This is a genomic window from Geothrix sp., assembly GCF_020622065.1.
Lineage (GTDB): Bacteria > Acidobacteriota > Holophagae > Holophagales > Holophagaceae > Geothrix.
This window is the reverse complement of sequence record NZ_JAHRYQ010000001.1, coordinates 380,494-396,536: the sequence shown is the minus strand read 5'-3', so window position 1 is coordinate 396,536 and position 16,043 is coordinate 380,494. Positions and strand designations below refer to the sequence as shown.

Genomic DNA, 16,043 nt, shown 5'->3' with positions numbered 1-16,043 from the left:
ATTCCTTGCGGGCACTCATGGCATCCATTCTCCGCCGGCGCTCATGGCGCCTGGGCGACGCGGTTCCGTCCCTCAACCTTCGCGCGGTGGAGGGCGGCGTCGGCCCGTGCCAGAACGGCGCCGCCACAGGAGTCGGCGGTCTTCAGATCGGCGACGCCCAGGCTGCAGGTGGCCTGGACTAGGCGGCCGTCTTCCAACTCGACCCCGCGCTCGGCCAGGGCCAGGCGGAGGTCGTCGGCCGCGGGGAGGGCCAGCTCGGAGGGGGTTCCGGGAAGGACGGCCAGGAATTCCGCTCCCCCCAGCCGGCCCACGGAATCCCGGTCCCGGAGGCGCCGGAGCAGGTGCCCGCCGAAGGCCCGGATCACGCGGTCACCGGCGGAGGCACCGTGAGTCCCATTGAGGCGCCCGAGGTGGTCGAGGTCCGCCAGGATCACCGACAGGGGCCGGTGGTGCCGGCGGGCCCACTCGAAGTGGGCCTCCAGCTGGTGCAGCACCGCGGCGCGACTGCTCACGCCCGTCCAGGCATCCAGCGCGGAGGGCGCCTCCGGGGCCTGGTGATACCGCCGCTCCAGCGGGTCGAGCCACTTGAGCTTGAAGGCGTGCCCTCCCACCCGCAGCACATCGCCGGGCCGGAGGGTCGCGGGAGTCGGAGCCGCTAGGGCCTTGCGGCCGTTCACATAGACGCCATTGGTGGATCCCAGATCCAGCAGCGCCAGGGACTCCCCGTCCTCGGCGACCTCGAGCCGCGCATGCCGACGGCTCACCTCAGGCTCCGGGAGGCAGATCCCGCATTCCGGGGCCCGCCCGATCTCCAGCCCTTCCAAGGGCAGGGTGACCATCTCGCCCAGAGGCTGGCCGATGTACCGCACCAGGACCCACGCGCGGGCCCCGAGCCCCCCCGGGGCATCGGCGGAACCGGGTGGCCTGGGTTCGAGCGGCTCGGGTTCGGGGGTCATCCCTCCCAGTCTAGGAGGCTGCCGGGGGAATGAGAATGCCCCGGGCAAACGGGGCGGCCAACCTCAGCCCTGGCTCAGCCCTGGCTCAGCCCTGGCTCAGCCCTGGCTCAGCCCTGGCACACGCGATTGCGCCCCCCGGCCTTGGCCCGGTAGAGGGCCGCATCGGCCCGGGCCAGCAGCTGGCCCGCATCTTGATCCCCCGGGAGGCGCTCGGCGATGCCGAGGCTGCAGGTGACTTCCAGCCCGCCTCCGGGCAGGGGCACCGGCGCCGAGGCCACGGCCTTCCGCAGGCGCTCGGCAAAGGTCAGGGCACCGCCCAGGTCGGTCTCGGGCAGGACCATCAGGAACTCCTCGCCGCCGATGCGCCCCGCCAGATCGGCTTCGCGCTGGGTGGCCAGCAGGCGCTCCCCGATGACCCGCAGCACGAAATCCCCGGCGCCATGGCCCAGGGTGTCGTTGATCTGCTTGAAGCGATCCAGGTCGCACACCGCCACGGACAGGGGCCGGTCGTACCGCAGGCTCAGGCCGAACCGGGTTTGCAGCTCCGACAGGGCGCTGCTGCGATTGGCCAGGCCCGTCAGCGGGTCCCGGGTGCTCAGGTCGAGCAGGGTTTCGTGGAAGGCCCGCTCCAGGGCATCCAGAGCCACCAGCTTCAGCACATGGCCCCCGATGGACAGGCGGTCTCCCGCCTGGAGCGTGGTGATCCCCCGCACGCGCTCCCCGTTCACGAGCGTCCCATTGGTGGAGCCGAGATCCTCCAGCGCGACCCGTCCCTCCTGAAGGACAAGCCGGGCATGGAGCCGGCTCACCTCGCCATCCAGCAACGCCACCTGGGCCTGGGGCGCCCGGCCGATCAGCGACTCTCCCGGCGGCAGCGGGAAGATGCGCCCCAGGGCCGCGCCCGCATAGGCCACCAGGGCCCATTCTGCCGGCAGGGCCGAGATCTCCGCTTCCGTCTTCGGGCGCACCATCGTGGGCATCTCGGGAGAAACCGACGCCGCCGGCAGGGCCGGTTCCGCAGGTCCGGGTGGATGCGTCCGTTTCAAGATTCCTCCACGAAACAGCTGACCAGCGCGCCGTCGTCCTTCCGCCGGGCCAGGATGAAGGGCGCGCGCGGAGCGGAGGCCGCCACGGGCTCCAGATGGACGAAGATCCGGCCCGATCGCGGATCATGCCGCAGATCGGCCACGCCCTTGCGGGGGATCCGGAACAGGCCCAGCACCTCGAGGTTCCGGACATTCTCACCCGTGCCCCGCACCAGCTGGAGGCTGTACCGCATCCACAACCCCTTGGGCAGGTGGTGGATGTCCTCGCCGCGGATGGGCACCGGCAACGCGAAAGCGGCCGCCAGCCCGGCCCGGGCCATCCCGCCCTCCAGGGCGGGATCCAGGCGCCGGACGCCCGGCCGGAGCAGAGGATCCGACAGGCGCCGCGCCGCCGGGCGCGCGAGCGGGTCCGCCTGGCCGGCGACCGGGACCCTGCGCGGCAGGGGAGGAACGCCCACCTGCGTGGCCCGGCCCGGCTCCAGCGGCGCCATGCGGAGCACGGTGGCCTCCGTTCCCCAGCGGGCCCAGCCGGACTCGGCCCTCAGCGTGGCCTCGAAAGGTTCCAGGGCCCGGCTTTCCACCGCCTCCCGGAAGAGCGGCATGTCCCGCAGGTCGGCACGAGGCGCCTCCAGCCCCGCCCGCACCACCGCGCCCAGCTCGGAGGATCCGTGGCTATGCGGAACGAACGGCTCCGGTGAGGCCTCGACCACCGCCAGGCTGGAGAATGCCCGCCGCAGCGTTTCCGCTGCGTCCGACATCGCCTCCTTCACCCGTCCGAACATCAGGAACCCTTCACCACCAGGCTCTGGAGGGCCGCGCCCACGCGCTCCAGGGGCTCCACGAGGTCCATGTGGTAGCCGGCCTCCAGCAGCTTCGGCACGGCCTGCTCCTGGGCCGCCGCATCCACCGAGGTGGCGAACATCACGCGCAACGGCGCCGCCCCCTCCGCCAGTTGGATCAGCAGATCCCGCGGTCCGGCGCGGAACACATCACCCACCTTCGCCAACGGGGATTCCTGGCTCTTCTGCACCGCCATCACGGGGTACTTCGCGTCCCCCGCCCAACCTCCCGCCAGCTCGGAGGCGCTCAGGATGAACAGGTCCGGGGCGGCCTTCAGCTCCTTGAGGAGCGTCTTCTGGATGACCTCCTCCTTCAGGTGCGGCTCCAGCGACTTGCCGTAGAGGATGCCCTGCAGCCGGGTGGGCGTGATCGGTTCGGTGTAGCGGAAGTCCAGGGGGATGCCCGAGGTATCCGTCACCAGGAGGCCCCCCAGGTAGCTCGCCCCCTCCTTGACTGCCATGAAATAGGCCAGTTTGATCGATTCCGCCATGTCGTCCCCTCTATCATTGGAAGGTTACTGCGCCCATCGGCAGAACCCCCCCTTGCCTTTTGCCCCGCACCTGATACATTGGATCTTCCACTCGTTGGGGAGTGGTCTAATGGTAGGACAACGGTTTCTGGTACCGTCAGGTGAGGGTTCAAATCCTTCCTCCCCAACCATTCACAACTTGTTCGATGGTCCCATCGTATAGCGGTTAGTACACCGCCCTCTCACGGCGGGAACAGGGGTTCGATTCCCCTTGGGACTACCAAACACGGCCCGGCTCACGCCGGGCCTTTTTCTGTCCCATGGGGAATCGAAGCCATGGATGGTGCGCAGGTAGACGAGCCTGGGCACACCTCTCGGATGCCTCTGCCTGTGAGCATCGCCACAGGAAGGAAGGCATCCCATTTTTCGGATCCTCCTTCGTGTTGAGGGAGGATCACCCAGCTCGTTTAGTCCGGGTGATCCGGGCGATGAATGCCACCGTCCCGGGTCCAGTCTGAAGGTGGATGGTTTACCGCGTGCGGACGACCCTCAGGCCCTTCCGCCCTTCGACCACGAACCAGATGAGGCTGACGATGGCGAAATAGGGGAGCAGGGCGATGGCCCGGCTGGGATTGTCGACGCCGAAGAAGGTCACGACCGCGATGGCGATGGGAGCGAAAAGCGGGAACCAGCTCATGGTGACCTCCTGAAGGTGTAGATGAGTCAGCATAGATCTCCGAGGTGACGATGCAATGAAAAAACAAAAATAACATTACTATATTCTTTATTTAGATACTTCGATCTAGAGCCTTGTCCCCCGTTGGGCCACTGCCGGATGCATCGAAAAAGCCCCGTCGCGGGGCGTTCAATCAGGGGTCTGCGCCTTCCGTCTTAGCCTGCGCTGGTCCGCAGGCCCGGCTGCGCAGCGATCATGGCCTCCTCGCCGCAGGCGGCGACCAGGGACACGAGCTCCGGTTCCAGGCGGCCCGCGGCCACCAGGTGCTCCAGGAAGCCCAGCGCCTGCTCGCGGTCCAGGCCCTTCCGGTAGGGCCGGTCCTGCACCATCGCCTGGAAGATGTCCGCCACGCGGAGGAGACGGGCCTCGATGGGCAGGGTCCTGCCGTCCAGGCGGAAGGGATAGCCGCTGCCTCCGGGTTCCTCGTGGTGGTAGGCGGCCCAGGGGGTGATCTCCTCGAAGCCCTTGATGTGGCGCAGGATCTGGTAGGTCTCGAAGCTGTGCGTGTTGATGATCTGCCGCTCCTGCTGATCCAGCGCGCCGGGCTTGTCCAGGATGCCGTCTGGAACCCGGAGCTTGCCCACATCGTGCAGAAGGCCGGCGATCTCGATCTTGGCGCAGCTGTCGGCGCTCAGCCCCGACCGCTCCGCCAGCAGCCGGGCAAGTCCCGCCACCCCCAGGGAATGCTCCGCCGTGAAGGGGCTCTTGGCGTCCACGATCCGCGAGAAGATCTCTGCGAGCTGCCGGAGGTCCCCCATGGAGGCCTCGTAGCTCGCCCCCTGGTCGAGGATGTCCTGGATGAAGGTTTGGACGGAGCGGGGCTCCAGGCGCAGCCAGAACGCCTCGGAGCGGGAGGCCTCCAGGAACAGCTCCACCAGCTCGGGAGCGAAGAAGGTCCCGGAACGCTGCTGGATCAAAGCCCGGATCTCCCCGGTGTGCAGGAGCACCGTGCCCGCCCCGTGGAACGGCGCGGCCAGCGCGTCGACCCGGTCGGCCAGGAAGATCAGGTTGGCCTGCCACGCCTGCATGGGCCCCACCCCGGAGGTGGGGACCTGGTCCCAGCGCGTGTGGTGGTACTTCACCGGCACCGCCAGGGCAGCCAGGGGCGGGAAGGCCTGCAGCAGCTGGTAGCCGATCTCGCAGTGCAGCGGAGAGCCCACCCAGTCGAACTCCGCCAGGAGGCTGCGGTGGACCTCGGTGGAGGACACGCCGATGTCGTGCAGCAGGCCGAGGTCGAAGAGGAAGGTCGCCTCCGCCTCGCTCATCCCCTTCTGCCTGGCGCATGCGTAGGCCACGATGCCGACCCGCTTGCCGTGGCCGACATCATTCAGGCCGACCAGATCCAGCGCGTCCGAAAGCGCGTAGGTCACATGCCGGAGATCAGCCTTGAGAGGTGCGGTGGACATGGCGAGTCGGGAATCGGCGGTGCCGGATCTGCATCATGATCCCTTCCCCGCCGCCCGGAGGGAAAACCCAGAGGACCCGGTGGGGATCTGTCCGTGGACGCCGACAGGTTTATGCCAATTGCTTTAAACAAGTAAGTTACGAATATATCATTCGCGCCGGGTTCATGCCCGCCCAAAGTAACGAGGCCCGGGGCCGGTTCGCTTCCCCGCCCCGCCTGTGGTTCGATGAATCATGCGCATGCGATGGCTCTGGATCCTTCCCCTGGCGGTGGCTGCGGCCATTTTTTCGCTGAGCGCGCAATCGCAATATCCGGGCGGCATCCAGCTGCCACCGCCCCTGGACAAATGCGCCCACGCCACCGTGTTCGGGGCGCTGGCGCTGGCGCTGGACCTGACCCTGCGGATCACCCGACCCGACCTGCCCCTGTACCGCCGCCACCTCCTGGTGCTGGCCGCCGTGTCCCTTTACGGCGCTTCGGACGAGTGGCACCAGTTCTTCGTCCCCGGCCGCGCCTGTGAGTTCGGCGACTGGGTGGCCGATACCACGGGCGGCATCCTGGCGCTGACCGCGGGTTCTCTCCACCTCCTGGCGACGCGGCGCCTGGGTGCCCTGTCCTGGTGGCGGGGCGAGAGGAAGCGGCCCGATCCCGCCCGGGAGCTCATCCTTGTGGCCGATCCCCACTGGGGCGCCACCCTCACGGGTCTGGACGCCGCCACCGCCGCCCACCCGGAAGCCGACTGGCTCTTCCTCGGCGATGTGTTCGATGTGTGGGTGGGTCTTCCGGGCATGGAGACCGAGGGTCAGCGGACCTTCCTCGCCTGGGTGGCGGCGCGCCGCGCCGCCGGCCGCTGGGTGGGCCTGTGGCTGGGGAACCGCGAGTACTTCCTGGATCCCCACGCCGCGCGGTTCGACCTGATGGGTGAAGGCATCGGCGGCACCCTCGAAGGCGAGGCCCTGACCTGGGAGCACGGCGACCTCATCAACACCGCGGACCGACAGTACCGGCTGTGGAACCTGGCCTCGCGCTCGGGCCTGCTGTGGCTGGTGTTCCGTCTCATGCCCGGTGGCACGGCCCGCCGGGTTTCCGCCTGGATGGAACGGAAGCTCCGCACCACCAACGCCGCCTACAAACTGGCCTTCCCCCGCGAGGCCTTCCGCGCCGCCGCTGAAGCGCATCCTGGCACGACCTTCCTCACCGGCCACTTCCACACCCGCGAAGGGGAGGCCAACGGCCTCGCCCTGCCCTGGGCGCATGAGGGGCGGTTCATGGTGTGGCGGAACGGTCGGGTCGAGGATCTCTAAAGATTCAGTAGGTCGGCCACTTCGCGGCGCAGCTCGGGAATGCCGGTGCCCTTGCCGGCGCTCACCCAGGCGATGTCGTTGGCGTGCAGGCCCAGGTCGGCCGCCACATCCTTGCGCTGCTTGAGGGCCTTGCTCGGCTTCACCTGGTCGGCCTTGGTGGCCACGATGCGGTGGGGCAGGCTCTCGGCGCGCAGCCACTCGATCATCTGGTGGTCCAGCTTGGTGGGACCCACTTCCGCATCCACCAGCACAAAGACCATGCGCAGCGTGGCGCGCCCCGTGAGGTAGCCCTCGACCATCTTCTGCCAGGTGGCCCGCTCGGCCGCGGGGCCGGTGGCGAAGCCGTAGCCCGGCAGGTCCACGATCCAGCGGTCGGGGCCGGTGAGGAACACATTGATGAGTCGCGTGCGGCCCGGCGTCTTGGACACCCGCGCCAGCTGCTTCTGGTTGGCCAGGGCGTTCAGCAGGGAGGATTTCCCCACATTGCTGCGCCCCACGAAAGCCACCTCCGCGTGGCAGACCCCGAGCTTCTTCGCGTCGGCCGCGGAAGTGACGAACTTGGCATCGGTGAGGGGTTGGGCCATGGGAATCCAGTCTGCAGCTTCCAGACTACCGCCAACCACGCCTCAGACTGTCACCAGGCTCGTGGGCGCGGGCTGGTCGAAGGCGATGCGGCCGTGGTCGAGGCCGATGACGCGCTTCTTCATGCGCTGGATGAGGCTGCGGTCGTGGGTGGCCACGATGACCGTGGTGCCCTGGCCGTTGATGCGCTCGAAGAGGGCCATGATCTCCTGGGCGAGGTCGGGGTCCAGGTTGCCCGTGGGCTCATCCGCCAGCAGCACCAGGGGATCGTTCACCAGGGCCCGGGCGATGGCCACGCGCTGCTGCTCGCCGCCGGACAGCTGCAGCGGGTAGCTGCTCAGCTTGTGCTGGAGGCCCACCATCTTGAGGGCCCGGAAGGTGCGCTGCTTCTGCTCGGCGGCGCTGACGCCCAGAACTTTGAGCACGAAGGCTACATTCTCGAAGATGGTGCGGCTGCGGATGAGCTTGAAATCCTGGAACACCACGCCCAGTTTGCGCCGCAGCAGGGGGATCTCCTTCTCCGGCATGGAGGCCAGCCGGTGGCCTGCCATCTGGATCTCGCCGCTGCTGGGCACCTGCTCGCGGAAGAGCAGCTTCAGCAGCGTGGACTTCCCCGCCCCGCTGGGCCCCGTGAGGAACACGAACTCCCCGGCCTCGATGCCGAAGCTCACATCCGCCAGGGCGGTGTGGATGCGGTCGTACTGCTTGCCGACATGGGTGAGGGTGATCATGGGAGCCCGATCCTCATCTAGAGGCGCTCGACCAGCATGGCCACGCCCTGGCCGCCGCCGATGCAAAGGGCGGCGAGACCGAGCTTCTTGCGCTCGTCCTGGAGCAGATGCAGGAGGGTCACCAGAATGCGGGTGCCGCTGGCCCCGATGGGGTGGCCCAGGGCGATGGCGCCGCCGCGCAGGTTCACCTTGGTGGGATCGAGCTCCGGCAGTTCCGCCAGCACGCCCAGGCTCTGGGCAGCGAAGGCCTCGTTCAGCTCGAAGAGGTCGATGTCGGCCAGCTTCACGCCGGTCTTCGCCAGGAGCTTCCGGATGGCGGGCACGGGCCCCAGGCCCATGGTGGCGGGGTCCACGCCTGCCTGGGCGAAGCCGAGGATGCGGGCGATGGGCTGGTGCGACTTCGCGGCGGCTTCGGTGGCCAGCACCAGGGCTGCGGCGCCGTCATTGATGCCGCTGGCGTTGCCGGCGGTCACCGTGCCGTCCTTCTTGAAGGCGGGCTTGAGCTTGGCCAGTCCCTCGGCGGAGGCGTCGGTCTTGATGTACTCGTCGCGGTTGAAGACCGTGTCGCCCTTCTTGCCCGCCAAGGTGACCGCGAACACCTCCCGGTCGAAGGCCCCGGCAGCCTGGGCGGCGGCGGCTTTCAGCTGGCTCTGAAGCGCGAAGGCATCCTGGGCTTCGCGCGTGATGCCGTGCTTGGCGGCGACATTCTCGGCGGTGATGCCCATGTGGGTGTCGCCGTGGCCGCACCAGAGGCCGTCCTGGATCATGCTGTCGACGAGCTGGGCGTGGCCCATCCGAGCGCCCCAGCGGGCCGCGGGCAGCAGGTAGGGCGCGTTGGACATGCTCTCGGTGCCGCCGGCCACCACGAAGTCCGCATCGCCCATCAGGATGGACTGGGCGCCGAGGGCGACGGCCTTGAGGCCCGATCCGCAGACCTGGTTGGGCGTATGGGCCGGCGTGGCGTGGGGCAGGCCCGCCTTGAGCGCTGCCAGGCGGGCCACATTCTGGCCGCTGCCGGCCTGGAGCACATTGCCCAGCACCACATCACCCACGGCAGCCGGCTCCACCCCGGCCCGGACCAGGGCCTCGGCGATGGCCAGGGCGCCCATCTGCACCGCATTCAGGGGTTTCAGGGCACCCCCGAAGGAGCCGACGGCGGTGCGGGTGGCAGAGAGGACATAAGCGGACATGGCGGACTCCCGGGGGGACCTTCCAGGTTAACCTGACTAAACGCCTCCGACCCCGGAGCGTGAACTTCTCACCCAGGCCCGCCCTGGTTCTTTCTCCCACGGGAGTCGCCATGACCGTTTCCAGCCGCTGGATCCCCCTATTATTGGTCGGGAGTGCGCTGCTGGCGCAGGTTCCGCCGCCCCCCCCACCGCCGCCCGCGCCCCCGGCCCCGCCAGCGCCCATGATCGGCGTGGACCTGCCGACGGGATCGCGCACGGAGCAGCGGACGGAGAAGTTGGCCCAGGGATCGAAACTCTGGGTCAAGAACCGCAACGGCGGCATCCGGGTGACCGGCTGGGAGCGGGATGAGGTGGCCCTCACCGCACAGATCCGCGACAGCGAGCGGCGCCGGGTTGAGCTGGTGCTCCAGCGGAAGGGACAGGACCTCGACATCGAGGCGGTCTTCCAGCAGCCCTCCTGGAGCTTCGGCGTCTACATCAGCCCCCGCTGCGAGATGACCCTGCAGGTGCCCCGGAAGCTTCTGGGCCACTTCCGCACCACCAACGGCACGGTGGCCGTGGAGAACCTCGAGGGCTACGCCCGCTGCGAGGCCACCAACGGCGCCATCCTCATCACCCGCGTCCGCGGTGAAGTACAGGTCGACACCACCAACGGCCCCATCGAGGGCCGCGGCTTGGCCGCCCGCCTCAGGGGCAGCACCACCAACGGCCGCATCGTGCTCGAGGATGTGGAGGGCGGCATCAACCTCGAGACCACCAACGGCAGCATCCGCGCCCGCAACCTGGACGGGTGGGGCGAAGGCATCCATCTCGAGTCCACCAACGGCAGCATCGAAGTCGAGCTGGGCAGGGCCACGGGCGACCTGGTCGCCGAGAACAGCAATGGCTCACTGGACATCAAGGTGCCCGGGGCCCAGGTGATCGAGATCTCCAAGCACAGCGCCCATCTGAAAGTGCCCGGACGGTCGCAGGCGATCCGCCTCGAGACCACCAACGGCAGCATCCGAGTCAAATAACGCCCTCCCGGGCTACCCTGGGGACCATGCGATTCCTGGTCCCGATCCTTGTCGCCATCTCCGGGCTTCTCACCCCCTCCAGCCTGCGGGCCCAGGCCCCTGGCTTGAGCGATGTCCAGGAACGGCGGCTGGCGAACGGGATCCGCCTCCTGGTCGTCGAGCGGCGCGACCTGACGGCCTTCCACGCGACCCTGGTCTTCCGCCGGGGCCGGGCCGAGGAGCCCCCGGCCCTGGCCGGCGCCACGGATCTGCTGGCCCGGGCCCTCTATGGCGCCACCTGGCCCGAGGACCTGGATTCCGCCCATGGGCCGGCCTCCCTGGATGCCCTCCTGCAGCAGGAGGAGGGCCTGTTGGAGGCCCTCCGCCTGGAGCGGCTGCGCCTACAGAAGGATCCTGCCACGGCCACCCAGGCCCCAGCCCTGGAGTCGAGTCTCCAGGCCCTGCAGGCCGCCCTGCGGGTCCGGTTTTCAGCCTCGCCTCTGGCGGACACCTACGCGGCCAGGGGTGGGCACCAGACCGCCAGCGCCGGGCCGGATGCCCTCGTGGTGCAGACTGAGCTTCCCACCGAGGCTTTCGAGTTCTGGTGCCGCACCGAGGCCCAGCGCCTGGCCACACTCCAGCTGAGCCGCTTCTCGCAGGCCCGCTCGGCGCTCATCGCGGACCTGCGGCTGCCCGGGCGCCAGGGCATCGCCCTGCTGCGGGGCGCCGCCCTGCCCGGCCACCCCTATGGCCGCGATCTGGCCGACAACCTGCCGGCGATCGAGGCCCTGCGCCGCTCCGACCTCCGGGCCTGGGCGCGGCATGCCTGCGGTCCGGAGCGCCTCATCCTAATCGTCGTGGGCAGCCTCGGCATGGATGCGGTGCGGCCCGTCGTGGAGCGCCACTTCGGCCTCCTGCCGGCCACCAAGGAGGTCGAGGATCCGATCCTCCCGGAGATCCCGGCGGACCTGGGGGATCGGCGGGTCCAGGCCGCCCTGGGGGCGGCCCCCCGCCTGCTGGTGGGCTGGCGCATCCCCCCCCGGGCCCAGGCCGACCACCTCGCCCTCTGCATGGCGGCCCAGCTGCTCGGGGGTGGCCGGTCAAGCCGCCTGCCCCTCAAGCTCGTGGCCCAGAAGGCCCTGGCCGAACATGCGGAAATCCAGCTGGATGTGCCCGGCGGCCGGCTGCGGGGCCTCCTGGTCGCCGACCTGACTCCAGCCGAGGGGCACAGCCTCGCGGAAGTGGAAGGCGCCTTGCATACGGAGATCCTGCGCCTCCAGCAGGAGCCCATCCCCCTGGACGAATGGCAGAAGGCCTTGGCCCGCCTCGAGGTGGATCACCTGGTCGCCCAGGATGACCCCGCCAACCTGGCCCGGAGCCTGGGCCTCGCCTGGGTCGAGGGCGGGGACTGGCGTCTCTCGGACCTGGAGATCCAGCGCCTGCGGACCCTCGGCCCCGAGGCCGTCCAGGCCGCGGCACGGACCTGGCTGAGACCCACCCACCGCACCACCGTCCTGCTGCAACCGGACGCTGACGAGGGCAAGGACCCGCTGGATGCCGAGATGGCGCGGGTCCTGAAGGCCCTGGCCGCCACGCGCATCGAGGACCTCGCCCAGCGCGAGCACCTGGTGGCCGAAGGCCTCCGGCAGCTCCGGATGCTCAATGCCAGCGAACGCCTCCGCACCCTCAAGCTGCTCGAGGCCCAGCTCGCTCCGGAGAAACGATGAGACCCCTGGCCACGGCCCTGACCACCGCCTGGGCCACCCTCGCCCTCCCGGGCCTGATCTGGGCCCAGTCGCCCGCGGGTCCCGTCGGCGTCCAACGGTTCACCCTGCCCAACGGCCTTCGCGTGGTGCACCTGGAGGATCACGAGCGGCCCCTGGTGCGGATCCGCCTCCAACTGGACCTGGAACCCGGCGACGGGCCGCCCGGCCGTCCCGAACTCGCGGTCCTGGCCCTGCGCATGCTCGACCAGGCCGATGCGGGATCCCTGAAGGCCCAGGACATCGATGAAGCCCTGGAGGGCTCGGGGATCCGGCTGGTTCAAGGGCTGGACCACGAGGGCATTTCCTGGCGCCTGGTGGCCCGGAGCCGAGACCAGGACCGGGCCCTCGGCCTGCTGGCGGACCGGGTGCTCCGGGCGGTCTTCGATCCCTTCGTCCTGGAGGTCCAGCGCCTCGCCTGCTGGCGGGAAGCCGGCCGCCTGGACGCTTCGCCCCATGCGCGGTTGCGCCGCGCCCTCGAACCGGAACAGTCGCTCCGGACGCCGACCATCGCCGGCCTGGGCGCCGTCACCCTGGAGGATCTGCTGGCCTTCCGGGCCCGGGCCTTCCGCCCCGACCGGGCCGTGTTGATCCTGCACGGCGACCTGGGTCTGGAACAGGCGAAGCGGCTCGTGTTGCTGAGTTTCGGCACCTGGACGGCCACGCCCCCGGCACCCCCGGCCTCCACCGCCCCTGCAACCAATGCCCCGACATCCACGGCCCCGGCCGCACCCACTCCGGCCGCCACGGTGCCGAACCCGCTTCTGGTCCCCGCAACCGGTGCCCCTCTGCGGGTCCAGGCCGTGGCCGCCGCCCCCGCCGACCTCGCGCCGGAGGCGGAAGCCCTGCTCATGCTGCTGCTGCCCGAGGATCCCGCCCTCTACCCCGTGAAGCTGCGAATCGAACCGCCGTGCCTGGTGGCCACGCTGGATGGCGAGACCTCAGCCCCCGCGGCCCGGGCCAGCCTCGGTGCGCGACTGGAAGCCCTGCGGCAGCGCGGGTTCACCGAAGTGGATCTGCGCCGCGCCCGCGCCGCCTGGACCGCGGGCCGCGCCCTGCTCACCCTGCATCCGGAGGCCCGGATCGCCGAGGCGATGAACGAGGTCCGCGGCCGGGCCGTCCATCCCGCCCGCCTGGAGACCCTCACCTTGGGAGCCCTGAACGGCGCCCTGCGGCGCTGGCTGGAGCCCGCCCGCCTGCGCCTCGGCCTGACGGGGGACCCCGGGGTCCTGAAGGAACGCTAGTCGATGCCGAAGCGGCCCGCGAGATCCAGGTAGCGGGCGCGGATGCCCTGAATCACAGCCTCCGGGAGGTGCGGCGCCGGGGGCTGCTTGTCCCAATCGGGCAGGGTCTCCAGGTAGTCGCGGAGGTACTGCTTGTCCAGGCTCGGCGGATTCTGGCCGGGCGCCCAGCTGTCGGCCAGCCAGTAGCGGCTGCTGTCCGGCGTGAGCGCCTCGTCGATGAGCAGCAGTTCTCCCGAGGCGCTGAGGCCGAATTCGAACTTGGTATCGGCCAGCAGGATCCCCTTCCGGGCCGCCAGTTCGGCGCCGCGCCGGTACAAAGCCAGGCTGAGGTCCCGCAACCGGACCGCCAGCTCCCCACCCACAATGCCGGCCATGCGCTCGAAGCTGATGTTCTCGTCGTGCCCCTCCTCAGCCTTGGTGGCGGGCGTGAAGATGGGCTCGGGCAGCCGATCCGCCAAGCGGAGCCCCGACGGCAGCGCCACGCCGCAGACGCTGCCGCCGGCCTGGTATTCCTTCCAGCCGCTGCCGGCCAGATAGCCTCTCACCACGCATTCCACGGGCAGGGGCCGGGTCTTCTCCACGATGACTGCGCGCCCGGCCAGGTCCTTCCGGTGAGCCTCCAGGGCCGCGGGCCAGCCGGGGTGACCGCGGAAATGGTTCGGCACCAGATCCTCCGTGGCCGCAAACCAGTACGACGCCACCGCGGTGAGGATGCGCCCCTTGTCGGGAATGCCTTCGGGCATCACGCAATCGAAGGCGCTGATGCGGTCCGTGGCGACGATGAGCAGCTCGGTCCCAAGGTCGTACACATCCCGGACCTTGCCCCGACGGAAAACGGGAAAGGGCAGGTCGGTGCTGAGCAGGACGGACATGGGGCTCCCCGGGGCAAACCTCATCATCGCAAGACCCGGACCGCCAGGCCAAGCAGACCCTGCAGAACCCGGCCGGACCTTCCGCCCTTCAGAGTCATCCACCGGGTTCAGGCCAGTTCAGGGAGGTGCCGCGGCGTGGGTGCGGACCAGTGCAGCCCGCCGGGCAGCAGGGCATAGCGGTTCATGACGCCCACCCAGCGGGCCAGCTCCGACTCGCGCACGGTCCCCTCGGGTCCGCTGAGCGGAAGCCCGAGAAATTGGACGAAGTCCTGGACCTCGGCCCCGGAGATGCCCAGCAGCGAGGGCAGTCCATCCAGCCCGTGGAGCCGGTCCCCGTCTGGGGGGACTAGGAGCCGGTAGTCGAAGGTCTCCCGCAGCACCGAGGCCGTGGCCGCCGGATCCAGCTCCTGCGCGGCGTCCAGGTGGGGAAAGGGATTCCCGCCCATCAGGCCGAGGGCCTGGGCCATGCCGAGGTGGGCCAGGAGGTGGACGGGATGGATCTTCAGCACGGCCTCGAAGGCGGCGCGGGCCTCCTGGGCGCGCCCCAGACGCAGCAGGGCCTCCCCCTGGCGCAGGTGCGCCTCCACGCGCCCGGGCTCCGCCTTGATCCACCGCTCCGCCACCGCGGCCATCTCCTCGGCCATGCCCTGGGCCCGGAAGAAGCTGGCCAGGTAGGCGAGGCTGGCCACATCCTTGGGCGCCAGCAGCAGCAGGCGGTCCAGGATCTCGGCGGCACGCAGGGTCTGCCCCTCCTGATCCAGCCGGTTGGCCCAGTCCCGGAGCACCTCCACCTGCCGTGGCACGGGATGGTTCGGGGTGGAGTGGGCCGGGTCGGCAGGATGGAGGAGCTGGGTCCGCACCCACAGGTAGCGCAGGGGATTGCGCCCCTCAGGAGCGGCCAGTTCCTCTTCGATGGCGTGGACGATCGTCTTGAGGCCATGCTCCCAGAGGGGGGGCACCGGCATCTGGACATGGGTCCGCAGCTCCCGGCTGAGGGGGTCCAGCGGGTTCCCCGCCCGGCCCAGGTGGAGCCTGAGGCGGATCAACTCCAGGCCGGGATCGGGGCCGGGCTGGAAGGCCACACGCAACGCCAGCTCCCCGGTATCGGGGTCGAAATCGTCCAGAATCAGGAAGCGCAGGTGGGCCCGCATCCCTGGAGGGTAGCAAAGTCACCCGGACCGTACATCCTCGATCCAAAGGAGGTTGACCGGGTGGGGTTCCGGGCCGATGATGCAGTATTCGTCTGATTTGGAGGCTTCCCATGCGAAAGACGCTGCTGTTCGTGCCCATGCTGGCCGTACTTCCAGCCTTCGGTGGCGAGGTGGGCCTCCTGCTGGACAAGCAGGTGGGCAAAGCCCAGGCCGCGTCGGGTGCCCTCGGCACCCAGAAATATGACGCCGTGAGTCCCACGGGTTTCGGCATCCGCGGAGGCTTCGATGTGCTCGACCTCAAGGTGGCAGCCCTCCAGGTGAACGCCACCTGGCACAACAAGACCACCGGCGACCTGACCTACGGCGGCACCAAGTACGGCGAGCTGGAGAACCAGTACTGGGCTGCGGGCGCCATGGTGAACTGGAAGCTCCTCGTCAATGTGGGCGCCGGCGTGGAGTACCGCTCCGAGAAGCTCAGCTTCCGCCCCACCTCCGGAGCCAGCACCGACAGCACCCTGGGCCGTCCCTGGGCCCGGGTGAATGTGGGCTTCAGCATCCCCACCCCCGTGGTGAGCCCCTTCTTCCTCTTCGAGGTGGCCGCGCCCCTCACCAAGAAGGACACCACCAGCACGCGCCAGGACCTCACCGAAGCCCTGGCACCCCAGGTCCAGATCGGCGTCTACGGCGGCATCCGGTTCTGACCTGAGCCACCGGGCGTGAAAGGGGCGCTTTCCAGCGCCCCTTTTCCGTATGATGGAG

The 16,043-nt window shown here is 69.6% G+C and carries 16 protein-coding genes and 2 tRNA genes; 7 read left to right on the top strand and 11 right to left on the bottom strand.

The genetic code is table 11. The features are described from left to right. Positions 1-41: 41 nt before the first annotated feature. The 4 genes from QZ647_RS01945 to QZ647_RS01930 form a co-directional block, all read right to left on the bottom strand. Entirely contained in the window at positions 42-956 is a 915-nt protein-coding gene (locus QZ647_RS01945; RefSeq protein ID WP_291270557.1) for a GGDEF domain-containing protein, read from the bottom strand. Between the two features lie 107 nt (positions 957-1,063). Next, positions 1,064-2,002 carry a GGDEF domain-containing protein gene (locus QZ647_RS01940; RefSeq protein ID WP_291270556.1) on the bottom strand — a complete coding sequence of 313 codons (939 nt, stop codon included), beginning with the start codon at positions 2,000-2,002 and terminating at the stop codon, positions 1,064-1,066. Beyond that, positions 1,999-2,760, bottom strand: a complete 762-nt coding sequence (locus QZ647_RS01935) for a hypothetical protein (protein WP_291270555.1) — start codon at positions 2,758-2,760, stop codon at positions 1,999-2,001. The genes QZ647_RS01940 and QZ647_RS01935 overlap by 4 nt, the downstream gene beginning before the upstream one ends. Positions 2,761-2,783: 23 nt before the next feature. Continuing rightward, entirely contained in the window at positions 2,784-3,332 is a 549-nt protein-coding gene (locus tag QZ647_RS01930) for a hypothetical protein (RefSeq protein ID WP_291270554.1), read from the bottom strand. Positions 3,333-3,427: 95 nt separating this feature from the next. Between QZ647_RS01930 and QZ647_RS01925 the strand changes: the two genes are divergently transcribed. Together QZ647_RS01925 and QZ647_RS01920 are read left to right on the top strand one after the other, a co-directional pair. Further along, a tRNA-Gln gene (locus tag QZ647_RS01925) sits at positions 3,428-3,502 on the top strand. A 17-nt stretch (positions 3,503-3,519) separates the two neighbouring features. After that, positions 3,520-3,594, top strand: a tRNA-Glu gene (locus QZ647_RS01920). 246 nt (positions 3,595-3,840) lie between these two features. Here QZ647_RS01920 and QZ647_RS01915 read toward each other — a convergent pair. Next, the gene (locus QZ647_RS01915) at positions 3,841-4,008 is read right to left on the bottom strand and encodes a hypothetical protein (protein WP_291270553.1); all 168 of its coding nucleotides are present in this window, start codon (positions 4,006-4,008) and stop codon (positions 3,841-3,843) included. A gap of 194 nt (positions 4,009-4,202) precedes the next feature. After that, positions 4,203-5,453, bottom strand: a complete 1,251-nt coding sequence (locus tag QZ647_RS01910) for an HD domain-containing phosphohydrolase (protein WP_291270552.1) — start codon at positions 5,451-5,453, stop codon at positions 4,203-4,205. A gap of 232 nt (positions 5,454-5,685) precedes the next feature. On the opposite strand from QZ647_RS01910, the gene QZ647_RS01905 reads away from it, so the two are divergent. Next, positions 5,686-6,756: a VanZ family protein gene (locus QZ647_RS01905; RefSeq protein ID WP_291270551.1), complete on the top strand. Its 1,071-nt coding sequence runs from the start codon at positions 5,686-5,688 to the stop codon at positions 6,754-6,756. Here the strand turns inward: QZ647_RS01905 and yihA are convergent. The 3 genes from yihA to QZ647_RS01890 are packed head-to-tail and all read right to left on the bottom strand — an operon-like array spanning position 6,753 to position 9,259. Continuing rightward, a complete protein-coding gene (yihA, locus tag QZ647_RS01900) occupies positions 6,753-7,340 on the bottom strand; it encodes a ribosome biogenesis GTP-binding protein YihA/YsxC (protein ID WP_291270550.1) in 588 nt (195 codons plus the stop codon). The two genes, QZ647_RS01905 and yihA, sit on opposite strands and share 4 nt — an antisense overlap. A 42-nt stretch (positions 7,341-7,382) precedes the next feature. Beyond that, the gene (gene ftsE, locus QZ647_RS01895) at positions 7,383-8,069 is read right to left on the bottom strand and encodes a cell division ATP-binding protein FtsE (protein WP_286354042.1); all 687 of its coding nucleotides are present in this window, start codon (positions 8,067-8,069) and stop codon (positions 7,383-7,385) included. A 17-nt stretch (positions 8,070-8,086) separates the two neighbouring features. Beyond that, the gene (locus QZ647_RS01890; RefSeq protein ID WP_291270549.1) at positions 8,087-9,259 is read right to left on the bottom strand and encodes an acetyl-CoA C-acetyltransferase; all 1,173 of its coding nucleotides are present in this window, start codon (positions 9,257-9,259) and stop codon (positions 8,087-8,089) included. 110 nt (positions 9,260-9,369) lie between these two features. Between QZ647_RS01890 and QZ647_RS01885 the strand changes: the two genes are divergently transcribed. The 3 genes from QZ647_RS01885 to QZ647_RS01875 are packed head-to-tail and all read left to right on the top strand — an operon-like array spanning position 9,370 to position 13,261. After that, positions 9,370-10,275 (top strand): DUF4097 family beta strand repeat-containing protein, encoded by a 906-nt coding sequence (locus QZ647_RS01885; RefSeq protein WP_291270548.1) that lies wholly within the window; start codon positions 9,370-9,372, stop codon positions 10,273-10,275. Between the two features lie 26 nt (positions 10,276-10,301). Continuing rightward, positions 10,302-11,981 (top strand): insulinase family protein, encoded by a 1,680-nt coding sequence (locus QZ647_RS01880; RefSeq protein ID WP_291270547.1) that lies wholly within the window; start codon positions 10,302-10,304, stop codon positions 11,979-11,981. Then, complete coding sequence (locus QZ647_RS01875; protein WP_291270546.1) at positions 11,978-13,261, top strand: insulinase family protein; 1,284 nt, start codon at positions 11,978-11,980, stop codon at positions 13,259-13,261. Before QZ647_RS01880 ends, QZ647_RS01875 begins: the two co-directional genes overlap by 4 nt. Here QZ647_RS01875 and QZ647_RS01870 read toward each other — a convergent pair. After that, positions 13,258-14,133 (bottom strand): phosphoribosylaminoimidazolesuccinocarboxamide synthase, encoded by an 876-nt coding sequence (locus tag QZ647_RS01870; RefSeq protein WP_291270545.1) that lies wholly within the window; start codon positions 14,131-14,133, stop codon positions 13,258-13,260. The genes QZ647_RS01875 and QZ647_RS01870 overlap by 4 nt on opposite strands. 107 nt (positions 14,134-14,240) lie before the next feature. Next, on the bottom strand, positions 14,241-15,284 hold the full coding sequence (locus QZ647_RS01865) for a tetratricopeptide repeat protein (RefSeq protein ID WP_291270544.1): 1,044 nt from the start codon (positions 15,282-15,284) through the stop codon (positions 14,241-14,243). 110 nt (positions 15,285-15,394) lie between these two features. Between QZ647_RS01865 and QZ647_RS01860 the strand changes: the two genes are divergently transcribed. After that, positions 15,395-15,985, top strand: a complete 591-nt coding sequence (locus QZ647_RS01860; protein WP_291270543.1) for a hypothetical protein — start codon at positions 15,395-15,397, stop codon at positions 15,983-15,985. Positions 15,986-16,043 lie beyond the last annotated feature (58 nt).